The organism is Nonomuraea sp. NPDC049709 (assembly GCF_040674815.1).
GTDB lineage: Bacteria > Actinomycetota > Actinomycetes > Streptosporangiales > Streptosporangiaceae > Nonomuraea.
Genome location: NZ_JBFANM010000079.1, coordinates 12753 through 30124, shown reverse-complemented (window position 1 = coordinate 30124; position 17372 = coordinate 12753). Strand labels below are relative to the sequence as shown.

17 protein-coding genes are annotated in these 17372 nt (G+C 73.7%); 10 read left to right on the top strand and 7 right to left on the bottom strand.

The annotated features are described in order from the left end of the window. Window positions 1-10: 10 nt before the first annotated feature. Complete coding sequence (locus AB0J69_RS49460; protein WP_364133020.1) at window positions 11-1132, top strand: esterase-like activity of phytase family protein; 1122 nt, start codon at window positions 11-13, stop codon at window positions 1130-1132. Window positions 1133-1138: 6 nt separating this feature from the next. On the opposite strand, the gene AB0J69_RS49455 is transcribed toward AB0J69_RS49460, so the two are convergent. Together AB0J69_RS49455 and AB0J69_RS49450 are read right to left on the bottom strand one after the other, a co-directional pair. Further along, complete coding sequence (locus AB0J69_RS49455) at window positions 1139-4042, bottom strand: pyridoxamine 5'-phosphate oxidase family protein (RefSeq protein WP_364133017.1); 2904 nt, start codon at window positions 4040-4042, stop codon at window positions 1139-1141. Further along, window positions 4039-4788, bottom strand: coding sequence for an HAD-IA family hydrolase (locus AB0J69_RS49450; protein ID WP_364133015.1), 750 nt, complete (start codon window positions 4786-4788; stop codon window positions 4039-4041). The genes AB0J69_RS49455 and AB0J69_RS49450 overlap by 4 nt, the downstream gene beginning before the upstream one ends. Window positions 4789-4921: 133 nt before the next feature. Between AB0J69_RS49450 and AB0J69_RS49445 the strand changes: the two genes are divergently transcribed. From AB0J69_RS49445 to AB0J69_RS49415, 7 genes are all read left to right on the top strand, one after another. Then, a complete protein-coding gene (locus AB0J69_RS49445) occupies window positions 4922-5695 on the top strand; it encodes a hypothetical protein (RefSeq protein ID WP_364133012.1) in 774 nt (257 codons plus the stop codon). Between the two features lie 22 nt (window positions 5696-5717). Then, complete coding sequence (locus AB0J69_RS49440) at window positions 5718-6623, top strand: LysR family transcriptional regulator (protein ID WP_364133009.1); 906 nt, start codon at window positions 5718-5720, stop codon at window positions 6621-6623. A gap of 90 nt (window positions 6624-6713) precedes the next feature. Next, on the top strand, window positions 6714-7301 hold the full coding sequence (locus tag AB0J69_RS49435; RefSeq protein WP_364133007.1) for a helix-turn-helix domain-containing protein: 588 nt from the start codon (window positions 6714-6716) through the stop codon (window positions 7299-7301). 160 nt (window positions 7302-7461) lie between these two features. Further along, window positions 7462-8349 (top strand): ABC transporter permease, encoded by an 888-nt coding sequence (locus AB0J69_RS49430; protein ID WP_364133004.1) that lies wholly within the window; start codon window positions 7462-7464, stop codon window positions 8347-8349. Window positions 8350-8448: 99 nt separating this feature from the next. Then, the gene (locus AB0J69_RS49425) at window positions 8449-8925 is read left to right on the top strand and encodes a VOC family protein (RefSeq protein WP_364133002.1); all 477 of its coding nucleotides are present in this window, start codon (window positions 8449-8451) and stop codon (window positions 8923-8925) included. An 11-nt stretch (window positions 8926-8936) separates the two neighbouring features. Beyond that, window positions 8937-9935 carry a helix-turn-helix domain-containing protein gene (locus AB0J69_RS49420; protein ID WP_364132999.1) on the top strand — a complete coding sequence of 333 codons (999 nt, stop codon included), beginning with the start codon at window positions 8937-8939 and terminating at the stop codon, window positions 9933-9935. 182 nt (window positions 9936-10117) lie between these two features. Further along, entirely contained in the window at window positions 10118-10621 is a 504-nt protein-coding gene (locus tag AB0J69_RS49415; RefSeq protein ID WP_364132996.1) for a hypothetical protein, read from the top strand. Window positions 10622-10668: 47 nt separating this feature from the next. On the opposite strand, the gene AB0J69_RS49410 is transcribed toward AB0J69_RS49415, so the two are convergent. The 4 genes from AB0J69_RS49410 to AB0J69_RS49395 form a co-directional block, all read right to left on the bottom strand. Continuing rightward, window positions 10669-12258 carry an ABC transporter permease gene (locus tag AB0J69_RS49410; protein WP_364132994.1) on the bottom strand — a complete coding sequence of 530 codons (1590 nt, stop codon included), beginning with the start codon at window positions 12256-12258 and terminating at the stop codon, window positions 10669-10671. Beyond that, window positions 12255-13148, bottom strand: coding sequence for an ABC transporter ATP-binding protein (locus tag AB0J69_RS49405; protein WP_364132991.1), 894 nt, complete (start codon window positions 13146-13148; stop codon window positions 12255-12257). Before AB0J69_RS49405 ends, AB0J69_RS49410 begins: the two co-directional genes overlap by 4 nt. Before the next feature lie 176 nt (window positions 13149-13324). Then, a complete protein-coding gene (locus AB0J69_RS49400) occupies window positions 13325-13972 on the bottom strand; it encodes a DNA starvation/stationary phase protection protein (RefSeq protein ID WP_364132988.1) in 648 nt (215 codons plus the stop codon). A gap of 138 nt (window positions 13973-14110) precedes the next feature. Continuing rightward, complete coding sequence (locus AB0J69_RS49395) at window positions 14111-14926, bottom strand: class I SAM-dependent methyltransferase (RefSeq protein ID WP_364132985.1); 816 nt, start codon at window positions 14924-14926, stop codon at window positions 14111-14113. A 30-nt stretch (window positions 14927-14956) separates the two neighbouring features. On the opposite strand from AB0J69_RS49395, the gene AB0J69_RS49390 reads away from it, so the two are divergent. Both AB0J69_RS49390 and AB0J69_RS49385 read left to right on the top strand, forming a co-directional pair. Then, on the top strand, window positions 14957-15112 hold the full coding sequence (locus AB0J69_RS49390; RefSeq protein ID WP_364132982.1) for a hypothetical protein: 156 nt from the start codon (window positions 14957-14959) through the stop codon (window positions 15110-15112). A gap of 59 nt (window positions 15113-15171) precedes the next feature. Then, window positions 15172-16005, top strand: a complete 834-nt coding sequence (locus AB0J69_RS49385; protein ID WP_364132979.1) for an alpha/beta hydrolase — start codon at window positions 15172-15174, stop codon at window positions 16003-16005. A gap of 280 nt (window positions 16006-16285) precedes the next feature. On the opposite strand, the gene AB0J69_RS49380 is transcribed toward AB0J69_RS49385, so the two are convergent. Next, entirely contained in the window at window positions 16286-17101 is an 816-nt protein-coding gene (locus tag AB0J69_RS49380) for a class I SAM-dependent methyltransferase (RefSeq protein ID WP_364132976.1), read from the bottom strand. Between the last annotated feature and the right edge of the window lie 271 nt (window positions 17102-17372).

The following is a 17372-nucleotide window of genomic DNA, read 5'->3' as shown; positions in this document are numbered from 1 at the left end:
GCGGAGAACAATGGAAATCGCCGTCGCATTCGCGTTGGTGATGAGCGCCGCCCCGCCGGCGGTGGCGGAGCCGCGGGAGCCGGTGCGGATCACGCGGTTCCTCGGGGAGCAGCGGATCCCGTACATGACGAGGTTCGAGGGGACCGTCGTGGGCGGCCTGTCCGGGATCGACCGGGATCCGCGCACCGGGACCTGGTATTTCATCTCCGACGACCGCGCCCGCTACAACCCGGCCCGCTTCTACACGGGCCGGCTGGACATCGACCGGGTGACGGGCGGCTTCACCGGGGTGCGGCTGACCGGCGTCAAGACGCTGACCAGGCCCGACGGGACACCGTTCCCCGGCTACGGCCAGGCGGAGTCCGCCGACCCCGAGTCGATCAGGTTCGACCGGTGGAGCGGGCGGCTGCTGTGGGGCGACGAGGGCGACCGGCCGGACACCCGAAACCCGAATATTCCGATTTCCGGCGCCGCGGTGCGCGGAATGGATATGAACGGGCGGCAGGTGGGTGAATTCTCGATCCCGCGGAATTTGCGGCTGACGGGCGAGGAGACCGGGCCGCGGCGCAATTTCGGATTCGAGGGGCTGGCCGTCTCGGCCCGGGCCATCACCGCCGTGACCGAGGGGCCGCGCTTCGAGGACGGCCCGGTGCCGACGGCGGAGCGCGGCTCGGCGGCGCGGCTGACCGTGTGGAACCGCCAGGGCCGCCCCCGCGCCCAGTACGCCTACCCGCTCGACCGCCTGCCCGCCCCGCCGAACCCGCCGACCGGGCAGGCCGACAGCGGGGTGTCGGAGCTGCTGCCCATCGACGAGTTCCGCTACCTGGCGCTGGAACGCTCGTGGATCGAGGGCGTGAACTACCGCGTCAAGCTGTACGAGATCGACCTGCGCGGCGCCACGAACGTCCTGGACCGCGACTCCCTGGCACACGGCGGCGCCTACCGGCCGGTGGCCAAGCGCCTGGTCCACGACCTGGGCGACTTCCGGCCCCCGGTGCAGAACCTGGAGAGCATGTCCTGGGGCCCGCGCCTGGCGAGCGGGGAGTGCACCCTGGTGATCGGCTCGGACGACAACTTCGACGAGCGCGAGGTGACGCAGTTCATGGCGTTCGCCACCACGGGCTGCAGCTGACGCCTCTCACATGCCGTGGATGCGGCGGCCGGTGATCTGGTGGGGGACGATGCGGATGTAGAGGTGCCGCTCGCCCCCCGCCCACGGGGTGACCCCCGCCTCGGCCAAATCGCCCGCCTCCTCCGGCGACACGTGGTGCGCCGCCCCCTGCACCAGCACGCTCCACCCCTCCCGGTTGGCCTCGTCGATCATGTCGATCTCGAAGGCGATCATGATGTCGACGCCTTCCAGCCCGGTACGCAGGTCCTTGTCCATGGCCCCGCCCACGGCGGTGCGGAAGACGATGGCCCCCTCGTGCATCTTGTAGTTGACGGGCATCACGGTCGGCCCGTGCGAGCCGTTGAACGCCACCCGCCCGATCCCGCCCGGCTCGATCAGCCGCCGGCACTCCGTGTCCTCCAGCGTCTCCAGCGTGGGATGCGCCATGGCGGGGCCGTGCCCGGGCGGGCGGTCCTGGCCACCGCCCAGCAGGTCGTCCACCGTCGTCCGGAGGGCGTCCGCCAGCCGGTAGAGAGCCCCGGTGTCCGGGGTGTCGGCGTTCTCCTCGAGATATTTCAGATAGCCCGGCGACATCTCCGCCCGCTCGGCGACCTGCTCGCGGGTCAGGCCGAGCCGCTCGCGGTGGTGGATGACGCGGCGGCCGAGATCACCGGTGCGTGCCATGATCTTTTCTCCTCGCATATAGGTACGGCACGGGGTGCCGTTGACACGTGCCTCGTCGCGTTCGGCGTCGATGAAGATCCGGCGCCCCCGGTAGTGGATGGGCATGGACACCACCCCGAGCGCCCCGGGCAGCAGCGGGTCCAGCCGCAGACCGTCCCGCCGCAGCTCCAGGCCCAGATAGCAGCGCTGCAGCAGGTCCAGCGTGCCGCCCATGGCGCCCAGGTGGATCCCCTCCGCCGTGGTGCCGCCCTGGACGTCCTTCATGTCGCTGTACAGCGCCTCGATGAAGAACTCCCAGGACCGCGGCCGGTTGGAGCGGGCCAGCACCCAGGCGTGCACGACCGCGCTGAGCGTGGACCCGTGGCTGGTGCGCGCCAGGTAGTACGAGATCGTCCGGGAGATCAGGCCGGGATCGACGGGGTAGCCGAGCCGCTCCAGGATGGTGGCCAGCCCGTCGCCCGGCAGCAGGTAGCACAGCATGAGGGTGTCGGCCTGCTTGGAGGCCTTGTACCTGTTGACGTCGTCGCCGTCGGCCTCCAGCGCCCGGTCCAGGCGGCGCACCCCGCGATAGCGCTCCCAGTCGAGCTCCAGCAGGTCGCCGTAGCCGGTGAACTGGCTGATCACGCCGTCGTGGAAGTCGACCCGCAGGCGGCGGCCGACGTCGTCCCAGCGGGCCAGCTCCTCCGCCCCGGGCGCCAGGTGGGGGACCAGGGCGGCGGTGTCGGCGGCCCGCGCCATCAGCCACGCGGTCATGACGTTGGTGTAGGCGTTGTTGTCCACACCCGGCAGGGCCGCGCCCGGGTAGCCGTCGTGGTACTCGTCGGGCCCCATGACCCCGCGGATCTCGTACCGGCCGTCCACCTCCACGGCCAGCGAGGCGAAGAACCGGGCGATGTCCAGCAGCAGCTCGCCGCACCACGACGGCATCGAGCCGGTGGCCAGGTAGTGCTGCCACACGTTGTAGGCGATGGCCAGGCCGACGTGGCGCTGCAGGCGGGAGTGGTCCGGCAGCCAGCGCCCCGAGGCCGGGTTGAGGTGCAGGGTCTGGGTCTCCTCGCGGCCGTCGCTGCCGCTCTGCCACGGGAACATGGCCCCCTCGTGGCCGAGCTCCCTGGCGGCGTCCCTGGCCTCGGGCAGCCGCCGCCAGCGGTAGCGCAGCAGGCCGCGCGAGATCTCCGGGAAGCGCAGGTCCAGCCACGGCTGCACGAACAGCTCGTCCCAGAACACGTGCCCCCGGTACGCCTCCCCGTGCAGGCCGCGGGCCGGCACCCCGGCGTCGAGGTCGGCGGTGTGGGGGGACAGCGTCTGCAGTAGGTGGAAGATGTGCAGGTGGACGACCTGCGACAGGTCCGGGCCGTCCACGTCGAGCCGGGCCTGGCGCCACAGCCGCTCCCAGGCCGCCTCGTGGCGGGCCAGCAGCTCCTCGAAGTTCGGCGCCCGGCGTACGTGCCGCAGCGCCGACGAGCGGGGGTCGTGGCTGGCGGGATCGCGCGAGGACGTCAGCGCCACGATCTTCGTGAACCGGGCCGGCGCGCCCTCGGCCAGGTCGAGCACGTGATCGGAGGTGATGTGGTCGGTGCCCAGCGACGGGCGGGCGGCGGGGGCGTCGGCGTCGACCCTGGCCGCCAGCGCCACGACGACGTGGGAGGAGCACGTGCGGGCCGTCAGCCAGGCCAGGTCGTCCTCCGAGCCGGTGGCGTGCCCGGTGAGGTGGTCGCCGCGCAGGTCGCGGTAGCGGGCCACGCCGTCGTTCGCCACCCGGCCCTCCAGCGTGGCGCGCACGCGAAGCGGGCCCGACCAGTTCTCGGCGGTGAAGGTGGTCTCGAGCGCCGCCAGGTAGGGGTCGGCCATCGACACCAGGCGGCGCTGGCGTACCCGCGTGACCCGGCCGTCGCCGTCGCGCCAGCGCAGCTCGCGCACCAGCACGCCGCGCCGCAGGTCCAGCTCGTGCCGGTAGAGCGGCAGGTCGGCCCGCTCGGGCCGGAACCAGCCGGACCCCGGCGTGGCGAACGTCAGCGGCAGCCAGTCCGGCAGGTTGACGATGTCCTCGTTCGTCACCGTACGGCCGGCGACCACGGTGTCCAGCCGGTCGTAGCAGCCCGCCAGGTACGTGCCCGGCGTGCGCGGCTCGCCGTCCGGGGTGGCGCCGCGCGTGGCGAACCGGCCGTTGCCCAGCGTGCACAGCGCCTCGCGCAGCCCCTCGCCGGCCGGGTCGAAGCCCTCGTAGACCAGCGTCCAGGCGTTCATCGCCGCCCCACGGGCACCCGCCCGGCGACGTCGGCGTCGGCCAGGTCGGCGACCACCGCGTCGGCCCCGGCGGCCAGCATCGCGGCGGCCTGGGTGCCGCTCCTGTCCACGGCGACCACCGTCCCGAAGCCGCCCCGGTGCCCGGCCTGCACGCCCGGCAGCGCGTCCTCCACGATCGCCACCTGCGCGGCCGGCAGCTCCAGCCGGCGCGCGGCCTCCAGGAACAGCGCCGGCTCCGGCTTGCCCGGCAGCCCCAGCGCGGCCGCGTCGTTGCCGTCCACCAGCACGTCGAACAGGTGCAGCAGCCCCGCAGACTGCACGACCGCGCGGCAGTGCCGGCTGGCCGAGACCACCCCGGTACGGCAGCCGCGCCGGCGCAGCTCGTGCAGCAGCACGACCGTGGAGGGGAAGGCGGCCACGCCGTGCTCCTCGATCTGCTCGACGAACAGCGCGTCCTTGGCCAGCCCCAGCCCGCGCACGGTCGGCGCGCCCGGCTCGTCGTCCGGGCCGCCCTCGGGCAGCGAGATGTCGCGCGAGGCCAGGAACGTGCGCACGCCGTCCAGCCGCGGCCGGCCGTCCACGTGGGCCAGGTAGTCGGCGCGGATGTCGAACGGCGCCGAGCGTCCCCGCAGGAACGCGTCGAAGACGTGCTTCCACGCCGCGGCGTGCACCCGGGCCGTGTCGGTGACCACGCCGTCGGTGTCGAAGACGACGGCGCGCAGGCTGGTCAGGTCGAAGGTGGCCATGTCTGGACGCTACCCGCGCAGACGCCACCCAGCCATGACGGCCGGCCCGCGCCGCGCCGGGGACCTCCGGTCCGCCCGCCGCCCCACGGGGTACGTCTTCATCGTCAGGCCGCCCCACCCCGGGAGGATGCGCATGAGAGTCCTCGTACGAGCCTTGTCGCTGCTGGCCGTCCTCGGAGCGGGCCTGGCGGGCTGCGGGGAGGCGGACCTGCCCCGGGGCACCCCCTCGGCCGCACCCTCCGCCCCCGCCCCGAGCACGCCGCAGGCGCCCCCCACCCCGCGCGAGACCCTGATCGCCGGCCACTACCAGCCGCTGTGGCCGTTTTCCGGGCCCGGCGAGGTCGCCGCCTGGCAGCGCGCCCACCAGGCGGACGGCCGCGAGGCATGGCACCTGGACGCCGCCCGCACCGCGATCGCCTTCACCCGCGACTTCCTCGGCTTCACCGAGATCGACCAGGCCGTCAAGACGGTGCAGGACGGCGAGCACGCCCGGGTGCACGTCGGCTTCCGCAGCGAGGAGGGCCCCCGCCCGCTGGTGGCCGCGGTCGTGCACCTCATGCGGTACGGCAGCGGCAGGAACGCCCCCTGGGAGGTGGTCGGCACCGACGACACCACCCTCACCCTGACGAAGCCCGGCTACGGCGCCACCGTCGGCTCCCCGCTGACCGTCGGCGGCCGGATCACCGGCGTCGACGAGAGCATCCGGATCCAGGTACGCCACCCCGGCTCGGCCACGCCGGTGGGGGAGCGGTGCTGCCTGGGTGCCGGAGGCGAGAACGCGGCCTGGTCGGCGAAGGTCTCGTTCACCGCCAGTCCGGGCAGGACGCTGACCGTCGTGGCCTCCACCGGCGGTCACGTGGCCGCCGTCGAGCGCTTCGCGGTGACGGGCGTGAGCCTTCCGTCGTAGCGGCTGGCTAGCATTCCTGGGCATGGAACTGCGGCAGCTCGAATACCTCGTGGCCGTGGCCGAGGAGGGCGGCTTCACCAGGGCCGCCGCCCGGCTGCACGTCGCCCAGCCGGGCGTCAGCGCGCAGATCCGCCGGCTGGAGCGGGAGCTGGGCGAGCCGCTGTTCGACCGGTCCGGGCGCGCGGTGCGGCTGACGGCGGTGGGCGAGGCCGTGCTGCCGTACGCGCGGGCCGCGCTGGCGGCGGTGTCCGGGATGCGACTGGTCGCCGACGAGTTCACCGGGCTGCTGCGCGGGCGCGTGGTGATGGGCGGGGTCTCCGCACCCTCGGTGCTCGACCTGCCGGGCATGCTCGCCGGCTTCCACGAGCGCCACCCGGCCGTGGAGATCTCGCTCGTGGAGAGCGACCCCGAGGCGCTGCTCGTCGGTGTCCTGACCGGGCGGCTCGACCTGGCCCTGCTCGGGCTCGGGGCTCCGCTGCCACCGGGCGTCGGGGTGCAGGTCGTCGTGGACCAGCAGCTGGTCGCGGTCGTGCACCGCGGGCACGAGCTGGCCGGCGCGGAGTCGATCGCGGTGCCGGAGCTGAAGGGGCTGCCGCTGATCAGCCTGCCGCCCGGCACCGGCCTGCGGGCGGCGCTGGAGGAGGCGTGCGGGCGGGCGGGGTTCGCGCCGCACGTGGCGTTCGAGGCCAGCGAGCCCTACGTGCTGGGGCAGCTGGCCGCGCGCGGGCTCGGCGTGGCCGTCCTGCCCGACTCGGCGGTCGCCGCCGCCGCGACCGAGCTGCACGTGCTGGCGGTGACGCGGCCGAGCATGCGCGGCCGGATGGGCGTGGTGTGGCGGGAGGGCGGCCAGACGAGCCCGGCGGTCAGGGCGTTCATCGAGCACGCCCGCGGCCACCTGCCCGACCTGGCCACTGGCTCTCTCCCATGACGGAGCCGCCCCTACGAGGCACCGCCTGCCGGGCCGGGGCTGCTAGTTTGTAAACGCGCATTCGGTAAACCGTCCCGCAGGAGGGCGAGCATGGGCAGGCCGCGCACGACCAGCGACGAGGCGATCCTCGGTGCCACCGCCCGCGCGATCGGGCGGCACGGGCCGCAGGGCCTCACGCTGGCCGCGGTGGCCCAGGAGGCCGGGCTGTCCCCGGCCACGCTGGTGCAGCGGTTCGGCTCGAAGCGGGGGCTGCTGCTCGCGTTCGCCGCCCACGCCGCCCGGACGGCCGGGGAGCCGTTCGAGCGGGCGCGGCAGGAGCACGGCTCACCGCTGTCGGCCCTGAGGGCGGCGCTCGTACGCCTGGCCGAGGGCGTGTCCACGCCGGTCGAGCTGGCCGGCAGCCTGGGCTTCCTGCAGCTCGACCTGACCGACGCCGAGTTCCGGGCGTACGCGGCCGAGCACGCCCGCCGCACCCGCGACGAGATCGCCGCCCTGCTGGCGGACGCGGTGGCGGCGGGGGAGCTGGCGGGCGGGGCGGAGCTCGGCCCGCTGGCCCGCGCGGTCCAGGTGGCCTACAACGGCGCGCTCATCCTGTGGGCCCTGTCCGGCGACGGCCCGCTCCCCGACGCGATCCGCGACGCTCTCGACCAGACACTCCGCCCCTATTTGCCCGGCTGATCGCCATACCGTCCCGCGCCGGCGGGGTGAAAGTGCTCGACTCCGCGACGCTCCGGGCCAAAACTGGACCGACACCCCCTCTGACAGGGGATGATCGTCAGTCGGACGGCCCTTCGGTCACCTGGCGGCCGCACGGTGACCGCGACGCTTCGAGGTGCTCATGAGCCAAGTGGAAGACCCCGCGCCGCAGTCGCTGGCGGAGCTGGCCCGCCGGCACGGGCTCCGCCCCGCCATCGCGCGGCCCAGGTTCACCGTCTACCTTCGCCAGCTCTGGGACCGGCGGCACTTCGTGCTGACGTACGCGACCTCACGCAACGTCTCGAAATACTCCGGCTCGGCCCTGGGCCAGCTCTGGCAGGTCATCACCCCGCTGCTGAACGCCGCGATCTACTACGTGATGTTCGGCCTGATCCTGGGCGGCAGCAAGAACATCCCGAACTACCCGGCGTTCCTGCTGACGGGGATGTTCGTCTTCACGTACACGCAGCGCACCGTCACCGCTGGCGCCAAGTCGATCTCCGGCAACCTGTCGCTGATCCGCGCCCTGCACTTCCCGCGCGCCTCGCTGCCGCTCGCGTACACGATCCAGGAGCTGCAGCAGCTCACCATCTCCATGGGCGTGCTGCTGGTCATCGTGGTGATCACCGGTGAGCTGCCGACCTGGTTCTGGCTGATGATCCCGGTCGTGCTGGTGCTGCAGACGATGTTCAACGTCGGGGCCGGGCTGATCCTGGCCAGGCTGGGCTCCTCCATGCGCGACCTCAACCAGCTGCTGCCGTTCATCATGCGCACCTGGCTGTACGCCTCGGGCGTGTTCTTCGCCATCCACGACAAGGTGGTCAACAGCGCGGGCCTGCCGGAGTGGGTGGCCACCGCGATGTACCTGAACCCGGCCGCCTCCTACATCGAGTGGATGCGCGACATCCTCATCGGCGGCCACACCCCGCCGCAGATGGTGTGGCTGTCGTGCCTGCTGTGGGCGGTCTTCGCGCTCACGGCCGGGTTCTGGTACTTCTGGCGGTCCGAGGACCGCTACGGCCGCGGCTGAGATCGCTCGGCCTCGTCTCCCGGGGATGAAGTGGCGCGGCGGCCGGGTTGGCACGAGGAAAGGGCGACCGCCCCCCGCCGTACACGAGGAGAGCCGGCCATGAGCACGCACGCAGACCCCCAGCCCCCCGCTGTCCGCCAGCTCCGGCTGGTGGTCGAGGCGGAGGACTACGAGGCCGCGCTGGCCTTCTACCGCGACGTCCTCGGGCTGCCCGAGGAGGCGGCCTTCTCCGGCGGGGGCGGCGCGCGGGTGACGATCCTCGACGCCGGCCGGGCCACCCTGGAGATCGCCAACCCGGCGCAGAAGGAGATGATCGACGAGGTCGAGGTGGGCCGCCAGGTCGCGCCCAAGATCCGGGTCGCCTTCGAGGTGGACGACGCCAGGGGCACCACCGAGCGGCTGGTCTCGGCGGGCGCGGCCGAGGTCGCGCCGCCCACGGTCACGCCCTGGGAGTCGCTCAACGCCCGGCTCGACGCGCCCGCCGGGCTGCACATCACGGTCTTCCAGGAGCTGCGGACGCAGGAGGAGCGCGAATCCCTCGACGGCTTCGGCAAGGACCGGCCCGCGAACCCCTGAGGGGCGGCGCCGTGACCACCTACTCCGCCGTCGTCACCACCGGCATCTACTGCCGCCCGGGCTGCGGCGCCTGGCCGCTGGCCAGGAACACCCGCACGTACGAGCACCCGGCGGCCGCCGAGGTCGCCGGCTTCCGCGCGTGCCTGCGCTGCCGGCCGTACCGGGTGGCGGCCTCGATCGCCGCCGGGTCGCCCGAGCTGGTGTGCCGGGCGTGGCGGCTGATCATCGAGGGGGTCCTCGACGGCGGCACGGAGGCGGGGCTCGCGGAGCGGGTCGGCGTGTCGCCGCGGCACCTGCGCCGGCTGTTCCTGCGGCACCTCGGCGCGACCCCCGACCAGCTCGCCCGCTCCCGCCGGGCCCACTTCGCCCGCCGGCTGCTCGACGACACCGACCTGCCGGTGGTGGACGTGGCGTTCGCGTCGGGGTTCGGGAGCCTGCGGCAGTTCAACCGGACGATGCGGGAGGTGTTCCGGGCCGCGCCGACCGCCTTGCGCGAGCGCAGGCACCGCGCCGACCGGCTCGCCGCCGACGGCGGGCTGGCGCTGCGGCTGCCGTACGTGCCCGGCTACGACTGGGACGCGGCACGCGCCCGCCTGGCGGAACGGGCGATCCCCGGCGTGGAGGTCGTGGAGGAGGACACGTACCGGCGCACGATCACCGTGGGCGGGGCCCCCGGGGTACTGGAGGTCTCGCCCGGCGGGGACGGGCACCTGGTGCTGGTGGCGCACCTGCCGTACTGGGAGGGGCTGATCCACCTGGTGGGAAGGGTCGGGCGGCTGCTCGGCACGGAGGGCGGCCCCGCCCCGGGGGCGTGGAGCCCGTTCGAGGACGGGGTGCGGGAAACGGGGGCGGCGGCGCGGCTGGTGAGGGGGCTGGGGACGTACGTGCCGGGGTTGGCGGAAGGGCTCACGCACACGTTTCCCGAGGCCGCGGCCGTGACGGAGGAGGCGCTGGCGGCGCTCGGCCTCCCGGCCGCGGACGCGTCCCTCGTCGCCGCCCTCGCCCGGTGAAACCGGGCGCGATGACGCGCGGCACACCTGGGGCGGGTATTTGTGCGCGGTCCCCGAGGGCGCCCGGCGGATACGTTCCCGGGGTGCACGCGAGCCGGTGACACCGCCTCGCCCGGCGACAGGCATGCCGCCCCCCGCGCGATCCCGCGCGGGGACATCGCATCCAGGATTCGGAGATCCGTATGACCATGCCATCGATCGTTCCGGCCCGCAGAGGCAGGCGGCTGCGCCTGTCCGCGCTGGCCGCCGTGGCGACCACCGCGGTGGCCGCGGGCGCGCTGCTGGCGGGGAACGCCACGTCGGCCGAGGCGGTGCCGCCGGAGGTGATCAGCCGCTGGAACAACGAGCTGGTGCACAGCAACGCGCTGAGCCCCGGCTTCAGCCAGTTCCTGTCCGCGGGCCCGTACACGATCACCGCCAAGCTCACGGCGAGCAACACGGGCGCCACGGCGATCAACTACTCGTGCGTGATCAGCGCGGCCGGCGGCGCCGACACCGACGTCGCGGAGGTCACCCTGCAGCCCCACAGCAAGGCTGGCGTCTTCCTGAACGTCGTGCACAACTTCACCACCTCGGGGCAGGTCAGCTTCGCCTGCACCAAGCCCGGGGGCACGCCGCAGGTGCGGATGCTGCAGGTGAAGATCACCTCGATCAAGGTGAACTCGCTGGTCAACCAGCCGTTCTGACCGTGACCTGATCCGGAGGGGGCGGACCCGCCCCTTCCGGATCCCGATCAGTCCCCGCGCAGGTCACGCAGCCGGAAGGCGGTGACCCCGGCCAGCAGCAGCGCGGCGGTGACGGCGGCCAGCCACAGCAGCGGGCCCGCGTCCACCGCCCGGCCCAGCGCCTGCGGCACGTGCGCGTACGGCGACAGATCCCTGATCCCCTCGTCGATCTGGAGCAGCTCGCCGAGCTGGGCGAGCAGGGCGAAGGCCACCAGCGCCGCCCAGGCGAGCGCGGTCAGCCGGGGCACCAGCCCGAACAGCAGCATCGCGATCCCCGCCAGCGTCCACGTGGCGGGCGCCTGGACCAGCGCCGCACCCAGCAGGCGCGCCGCCTGCCCGGCCGGGTCACCGATCCGTACGCCGTGCGCGAGCCCGGCCGCCAGCCCGCCCGCCGCCAGGATCAGCGTGCTGCCGCCCAGCGCCGGCACCAGGTGCCCGGCCGTCCAGCGCCAGCGCGGCACGGCCCCCGCGAGCACCGGCTCGGCCCGGACCGCCGCCTCCTCGCCCTGCAGCCGCAGCGTCGCCTGGACGGCGTACCCGCCCGCGACCAGGCCCAGCAGCCCGATCTCGGCGGACAGGAACGAGTCGATCAGCGCGCCCGCCCCGCCCACCATCGCCAGGATGGCGGCGATCTGCGGGTTGTCGCGGACGATGTCGCCCACGCTGTCCGCCAGCGCCCCGAACATCGCCCCCGCCAGCGCGAACCCCACCGTCCAGCCGAGCAGGGCGCCGCGCTGCAGCCGCCACGCCAGTGCCAGCGGGCCCGCCAGGTACCGGGCCGCGTCCCCCGGGCCGGTGCGCGGCGCCATCAGCCCCGCGCCGAGATCCCGCCGCCGGGCCAGGACCGCGGCCACCGCGACCAGGGCCAGCCCGGTCGCCGCCGGCAGGGCGACCACCCACCAGCGCTCGTCCGCGAACGCCCGTACGCGCTGCGCCCAGCCCAGCGGCGACATCCACGAGAGCGGCTCGATCCCGGCGGCGTCACCCAGCGCGCGCAGGAGGAACGCCAGGCCGAGCGCCGCGGCGGCGAGGCCGACGGCGGTTCGCGCGTGCGCCGTGAGCTGCGCGGCCAGGACCGCCACGCCGGTGAACACCCAGCCCGCGCCGCCCACCGCCAGGCCGAGCGCGAGCGCGCCAGCCACGGGCAGCCCCTGTCCGGCCAGGCCCAGCGTCACGAGCAGGGCGATGAGCAGGTTGGCCGCCCCCGCGACGAGCACCGCCGCGGCCGGGATCGCGGCCCGGCCGACCGCGCAGGCACCGACCAGCTCGGCGCGGCCGGTCTCCTCCTCGGCGCGGGTGTGCCGGGTCACCGCCACGATGCTCATCAGGGCGGCCAGCACCGACGCCATGGTGGTGCCGCGCCACGCGGTGAGCCCGCCCACCGAGGTGGCGTCGAAGACCGGCCCGGTCAGGGCCTGCAGGGCGGGCGCGGCGCCGATGGTGGCACCCAGCGCGATCCGCTGAGCCGCCTGGGGGTACAGCTCGGCGATGGCCGACGCGCTGGCGGCGAGCAGGCCGGCGACGACGACGATCCAGACGAGCAGCAGCACGCGGTCGCGGCGCAGCGCCAGCCGCACCAGCGCCGCCGTGCCGGTCACGCCGCCACCTGGTAGTGGCGCAGGAACAGCTCTTCCAGGGTGGGCGGCCGGCAGGTCAGGCCGCGTACGCCGGAGCCGGTGAGCAGGCGTAACACGTCGTCCAGGCGCTCGGAGTCGATCTGGAAGCGGACATGGGAGCCGTCCACGACCAGGTCGTGGACGCCTTCGAGGCTCGCCAAGCCGGCCGGGACGTTGTCGAGCTCGGCGGTGATCGACGTGCGGGTGAGGTGGCGGAGCTGGGCCAGCGTGCCGGTCTCCACGACGCGGCCGTCGCGGACGATCGTGACCTGGTCGCACAGCGCCTCGACCTCGGACAGGATGTGGCTGGACAGCAGCACCGTACGGCCGTTGCCGCGCTCCTCGGCGATCGCGTCGCGGAAGGTCGCCTCCATGAGCGGGTCGAGCCCGGCGGTGGGCTCGTCCAGCAGGAGCAGCTCGACGTCGGAGGCCAGGGCGGCGACGAGGGCCACCTTCTGGCGGTTGCCCTTGGAGTAGGTGCGGCCCTTCCTCGTGGGGTCGAGGTCGAAGCGGTCCAGCAGGGCGGCCTTGCGCCGCCGGTCGAGCCCGCCGCGCAGCCGGCCGAGCAGGTCGATGGCCTCGCCGCCGGTCAGGGTGGGCCACAGGACGACGTCGCCGGGCACGTACGCCAGCCGCCGGTGCAGCTCGACCGCGTCCCGCCAGGGGTCGCCGCCGAGCAGCTCGGCATGGCCGGCGTCGGCGCGGAGCAGGCCGAGCAGGACGCGCAGGGTCGTGGTCTTGCCCGAGCCGTTCGGGCCGAGGAAGCCGTGGACCTCCCCGGTCCGTACGGTGAGTTCGAGCCCATCGAGGGCACGGATCTTGCCGTAACTCTTGGTCAGGGCACTGACCAGGATGGCAGGGTTGTTCGCCATGCGCGCCTCCATGAGGCCGGTCCGATATGACGTTGCCGACCAGACTTCCCGGCGCACCAGGATTGACGGTAGCAGCGCCCGACCGGCTCGGCCAGGCTCCACCGGCGTCACGGCAGGACGGACATTCGCGTCACGGCGTACGTGGACCTCGCGTCACGGCGTACGTGGACCCCGCGCTATCTCCCGCCGCGGCGGGAGTGGCGCGTCCCGCGCCCGTGCCCGTTGCCGGGCGTCTCGACGAGCGGGGTGTCGACGAGGTGCTCGACCAGGAACCAGGTCTGCAGCTCGCCGGTCCGGATGACGTTGGAGACCAGCAGGTCGTTGGTGCCGTCGTCGCCCATCTCGGCGGCGCGGGCGGCCGCGTCGTGGGCGGCGACGAGGATGGTCTCGTGCGCCTCGATCAGGCGCGAGAGCATCGCCGGGACCTCCTCGGCGCCGTTGGGCGGACGCGGGACCACGGTGATCTCGGCGACGTGCCGCGGGTCGCCGACCGCGATGCCGCCCAGCGTCTGGATCCGCTCCGCCATCATGTCCACGAGCTCGAGCTGCTCGCCCGCGTGCTTGTCCAGCAGCAGGTGCAGCTGGTAGAAGGTCGGGCCGCGCATCAGCCAGTGGTGCTTCTTGTACAGGTGGTAGAGGATCTGCGTGTCGGACAGGATCTGGTTCAGCCGCTCGCAGGAGTAGCTGCGGGCCTCGTCCGACACGGCCAGCGGCCACGTCCGGACAGTGCCGAATTCCTGGATCTCGGTGCCGTCCACGTGCAGCCACGGCTGGCTGCCCGAATGCTTCAACGCTTTGGTCCTGCCTTTGATGGGCACGATCATCTCCCGGTGCGGTGAGTTTGAGCCGATCCGACCACGAACCTTCCCGTACGCCCGGCTTTCGAGCTCCAGCCCAGACCAGTGCATGGCAAAGGTTGGGACAGCCCGCAGCCGCACCGGCCACCACGGCCCAGGCGCCCGCTATGCCGCCTGCGGCCGCCGGGCGGCCCAGGCCGTCCGGCTGGCGCGTACGTGAAGGTCTTCGCGCCGCAGGACGCTGCCGGGCCCGCCGTCGTCGTCGAGCAGGCGGTCGAGAGCGGCCAGATCGTCGCTGTCCAGCACGCCGTCCACTCCGGTCCGCATCCGCCGCAACGACGCCTGGGCGTAACGCCCGGCGGACTCCGGCAACGGCGGTGTCAGGTCGATGGTGAAGACCCGCTCGGCTTCCACGCTGAAGCCCGCCTTCGCCAGGAGCGGACCCCAGTCGGCGCCGAAATGCGGCATCTGAGCGGCCCGCCACTCGGCCATCGCCGCCTGGCAGCGCTCCTCGAGCCCGGGACGACCGAAGCCGAGGTCGTCCGGCAGGAAGCGGGGGAAGGCGTCCAGCTCGACCGCGATCATGAGCCCGCCGGGGCGGAGCATGGTGAGGACGTCGGCGAGGACACGGTCGGGGTCGGCCATGTGGTGCAGCGAGGCCGAGGCCCACACCAGGTCCACGGGCTCCAATTCCGGCCGGCTCGCGTCGAGGTCCGCCTGCACGGTACGGATCCGGTCGGCCAGCCCGCGTTCCCGGGCGGCGGCCTCCAGGTGGCGCAGCATGGGCTCGGACACGTCCAGCGCGATCACCTCGGCCCCGTCGAAGCGTTCGAGCAGCGCGAACGAGCCGGCGCCGGTCCCGCTGCCCAGGTCGAGGATGCGGCGCGGAGGCCGCTCACCGGTCAGCTCCCGGGTCCAGGCGGTGAGGTCGGACAGGTAGGAGTGCAGCACCTCGGCGTCGAGATCCAACATCTCAGCCATCGCGGCAACATCCGCCGCATCCCCGCCACCGTGCTGGTGCTGGTGCTGGTGCTGGTGCTGCTGGTGATGGTGCTCGTGCCGGCCGTGCTGCTGGTCGCGGTGCTCTGGGCTGCCGTGCTGGTGGTCGTGTGCCATGTTCCGACCCTATGCGCGCCTTGCACCTCCGGCATGCCTTCTTGCCTATGAAGCAAGAATGCCGAAATACTCGATTGCCTGGCGGTGATGCCGTTGAGAGGATCTCCGCCATGCCTGCCTTCACCTCTTATGACGGAACCGACCTCGCCTATCACGTGCTCGGCGAGGGCGTACCGCTGATCTGCCTGCCCGGCGGACCGATGCAGGACTCCGCCTACTTCGGCGATCTCGGCGGGCTGTCCGCGCACCGGCGGCTGATCATGGCGGACCCCCGGGGCACCGGCCGGTCAGAGACCCCGCGCGACCCCGCCACGTACCGCTGCGACCGGCTCGTCGACGACGTCGAGGCCCTGCGCCGGCACCTCGACCTCGACCGCATGGACCTGCTCTCGCACTCCGGCGGCACGAACCTCGCGGTGCTGTACGCGGCCCGGCACCCGCACCGCGTCCGCAGGCTCGTCCTGGTCACCCCGAGCGTCCGGGCCCTCGGCGTCGAGATCACCGGGCAGGCCAGGCTGGAGACCGCGCGGCTGCGCGAGGGCGAGCCCTGGTTCCCGGCGGCGTTCGCGGCCCTGGAGGCGATCGTGGCCGGCACCGGTCACGACTGGACGGCCGTCGACCCCTTCTACTACAGCCGATGGGACCCGGCGACCCAGGCGTACGCGGCGTCCCACGACGAGCACCGCAACGACGAGGCCGCCGCCGCGTTCGGCGCCGACGGCGCGTTCGACCCGGACGCCACCCGCACGGCCCTGGCCGCGCTCGACGCGCCGGTGCTGCTGCTCGCCGGCGAGGTCGACCTGAACACCCCGCCCAGCGTCGCGGCCGAACTCGCCACCCTGTTCCCCGGCGCCCACCTCGTCGTCCAGCCAGGCGCGGGCCACTTCCCCTGGCACGACGACGCCGGCCGGTTCGTCGCGACCACCGCCGCCTTCCTCGACTGACCACCACCTCCCGCGATCGGTCGCGGACCGTCACCCGGCCTCGGACGGTCAGCCGCCGTCGGTCGGGGGCGTCAATCAGGCCACCGTCGGTCGGCCACCGTCGGTCGGCCACCGTCGGTCGGCCACCGTCGGTCGGGTGGAGCCGGTCGGGTGGAGCCGGTCGGGTGGAGCCGGTCGGGCGAGCCGGTCGGGTGGAGCCGGTCGGGCGAGCCGGTCGGGCGAGCCGGTCAGCCCTTGCCCGGTCGCCGCCGGTCGGATCGGGTTGGCCCGGCGCGGGTGATCAGGTGGTGGCGGTGCGTGTGACGGCGACCGTCGCCGTCGCGTAGCGCATCGTGAAGCCCCCACCCATCTCGTCGATCGCGGCGCCGACCGCCTCCAGGACCTCCGCCAGCTGGTCCGGCGGGAGCCGGGTGAAGGCGCCCGTGGTGGGCATCTGGTCCAGCCACGAGTCCCGCGTGTAGAACCACTCCCAGTGGATCCGCCACTGCTCCGGACGGCCGAACCCGCCCACCTCGCGGAACCCGTCGGCAGCCTGGTCGAGCAGCGGTTGGTAACCGTCGACGGATGACTTCGCCATGGCCTGGAAGTCGAACGGCGAGTCCGGGATCAACCGCCGGCAGACCTCCGCGGTGGCCTCCCCCAGGGCGGGCGGAAACTCGAAGGCGTTCCAGAACGCCGCGAACCGGCCGCCTGGCCGCAGCGCCTGGCCGGCCTTGGCCGCTCCGGCGACCGGGTCGATCCAGTGCCAAGCCGTCGCGGCGATGACCGCGTCGAACGACCGGCCGGCCGGATCCCAGTCCTCGAACGTCGCCACGTCGACCTCCAGCCCCTGCCGCCTGGCCACCTCGGCCATCCGCGCGTCGGGCTCGACCCCGGCCACCCGGCAGCCGGCGGCCTGGAACTGGCGGGCGGCGATGCCGGTGCCGCACCCGACGTCGAGCACGTCGGGCCCGGGACTGGCGGCGACGATCCGCTCGATGAGGGCGTCGGGGTAGCGGAGCCGGGCCCGGTCGTAGCGGTCGGCGTCCGTGCCGAACGACTCGGCCACCTGCCGGTGCCGATGCGGCTCGTTCTCTGAAAGCCATGAAGTGGGCATGCGCCCACCATAGTGGGCACCTGCCCACTCGTCAACGCCGCGAAGGTGGAGGCGACCATGGGCCTGTGATCGACGCCGCGCCGGCTCCCTCATGAGCCGCCCGATCGAGCGTCACCGCCTCCACCGCTCCCCGAAGCGCCCTCCTCGGAGCCGACCCCCCATAGAGCCGCGGCGATCTACCCTCCTCATGGACCGCCATGAGCGGCCCGGAACCGTCGACTTCTCCTGGGACGGCCCGGATCGGCGCGGGACGGTCCTGCGGCGTTGACGG

Bases quoted from the DNA above. Each gene is read 5' to 3' on its own strand.
- AB0J69_RS49415 (WP_364132996.1), top strand. From the start codon at position 10,118: ATGACCATGCCATCGATCGTTCCGGCCCGCAGAGGCAGGCGGCTGCGC.
- AB0J69_RS49405 (WP_364132991.1), bottom strand. From the start codon at position 13,148: ATGGCGAACAACCCTGCCATCCTGGTCAGTGCCCTGACCAAGAGTTAC.
- AB0J69_RS49385 (WP_364132979.1), top strand. From the start codon at position 15,172: ATGCCTGCCTTCACCTCTTATGACGGAACCGACCTCGCCTATCACGTG.
- AB0J69_RS49395 (WP_364132985.1), bottom strand. From the start codon at position 14,926: ATGGCTGAGATGTTGGATCTCGACGCCGAGGTGCTGCACTCCTACCTG.
- AB0J69_RS49445 (WP_364133012.1), top strand. From the start codon at position 4,922: ATGAGAGTCCTCGTACGAGCCTTGTCGCTGCTGGCCGTCCTCGGAGCG.
- AB0J69_RS49455 (WP_364133017.1), bottom strand. From the start codon at position 4,042: ATGAACGCCTGGACGCTGGTCTACGAGGGCTTCGACCCGGCCGGCGAG.
- AB0J69_RS49460 (WP_364133020.1), top strand. From the start codon at position 11: ATGGAAATCGCCGTCGCATTCGCGTTGGTGATGAGCGCCGCCCCGCCG.
- AB0J69_RS49450 (WP_364133015.1), bottom strand. From the start codon at position 4,788: ATGGCCACCTTCGACCTGACCAGCCTGCGCGCCGTCGTCTTCGACACC.
- AB0J69_RS49435 (WP_364133007.1), top strand. From the start codon at position 6,714: ATGGGCAGGCCGCGCACGACCAGCGACGAGGCGATCCTCGGTGCCACC.
- AB0J69_RS49380 (WP_364132976.1), bottom strand. From the start codon at position 17,101: ATGCCCACTTCATGGCTTTCAGAGAACGAGCCGCATCGGCACCGGCAG.
- AB0J69_RS49400 (WP_364132988.1), bottom strand. From the start codon at position 13,972: ATGATCGTGCCCATCAAAGGCAGGACCAAAGCGTTGAAGCATTCGGGC.
- AB0J69_RS49425 (WP_364133002.1), top strand. From the start codon at position 8,449: ATGAGCACGCACGCAGACCCCCAGCCCCCCGCTGTCCGCCAGCTCCGG.
- AB0J69_RS49440 (WP_364133009.1), top strand. From the start codon at position 5,718: ATGGAACTGCGGCAGCTCGAATACCTCGTGGCCGTGGCCGAGGAGGGC.
- AB0J69_RS49430 (WP_364133004.1), top strand. From the start codon at position 7,462: ATGAGCCAAGTGGAAGACCCCGCGCCGCAGTCGCTGGCGGAGCTGGCC.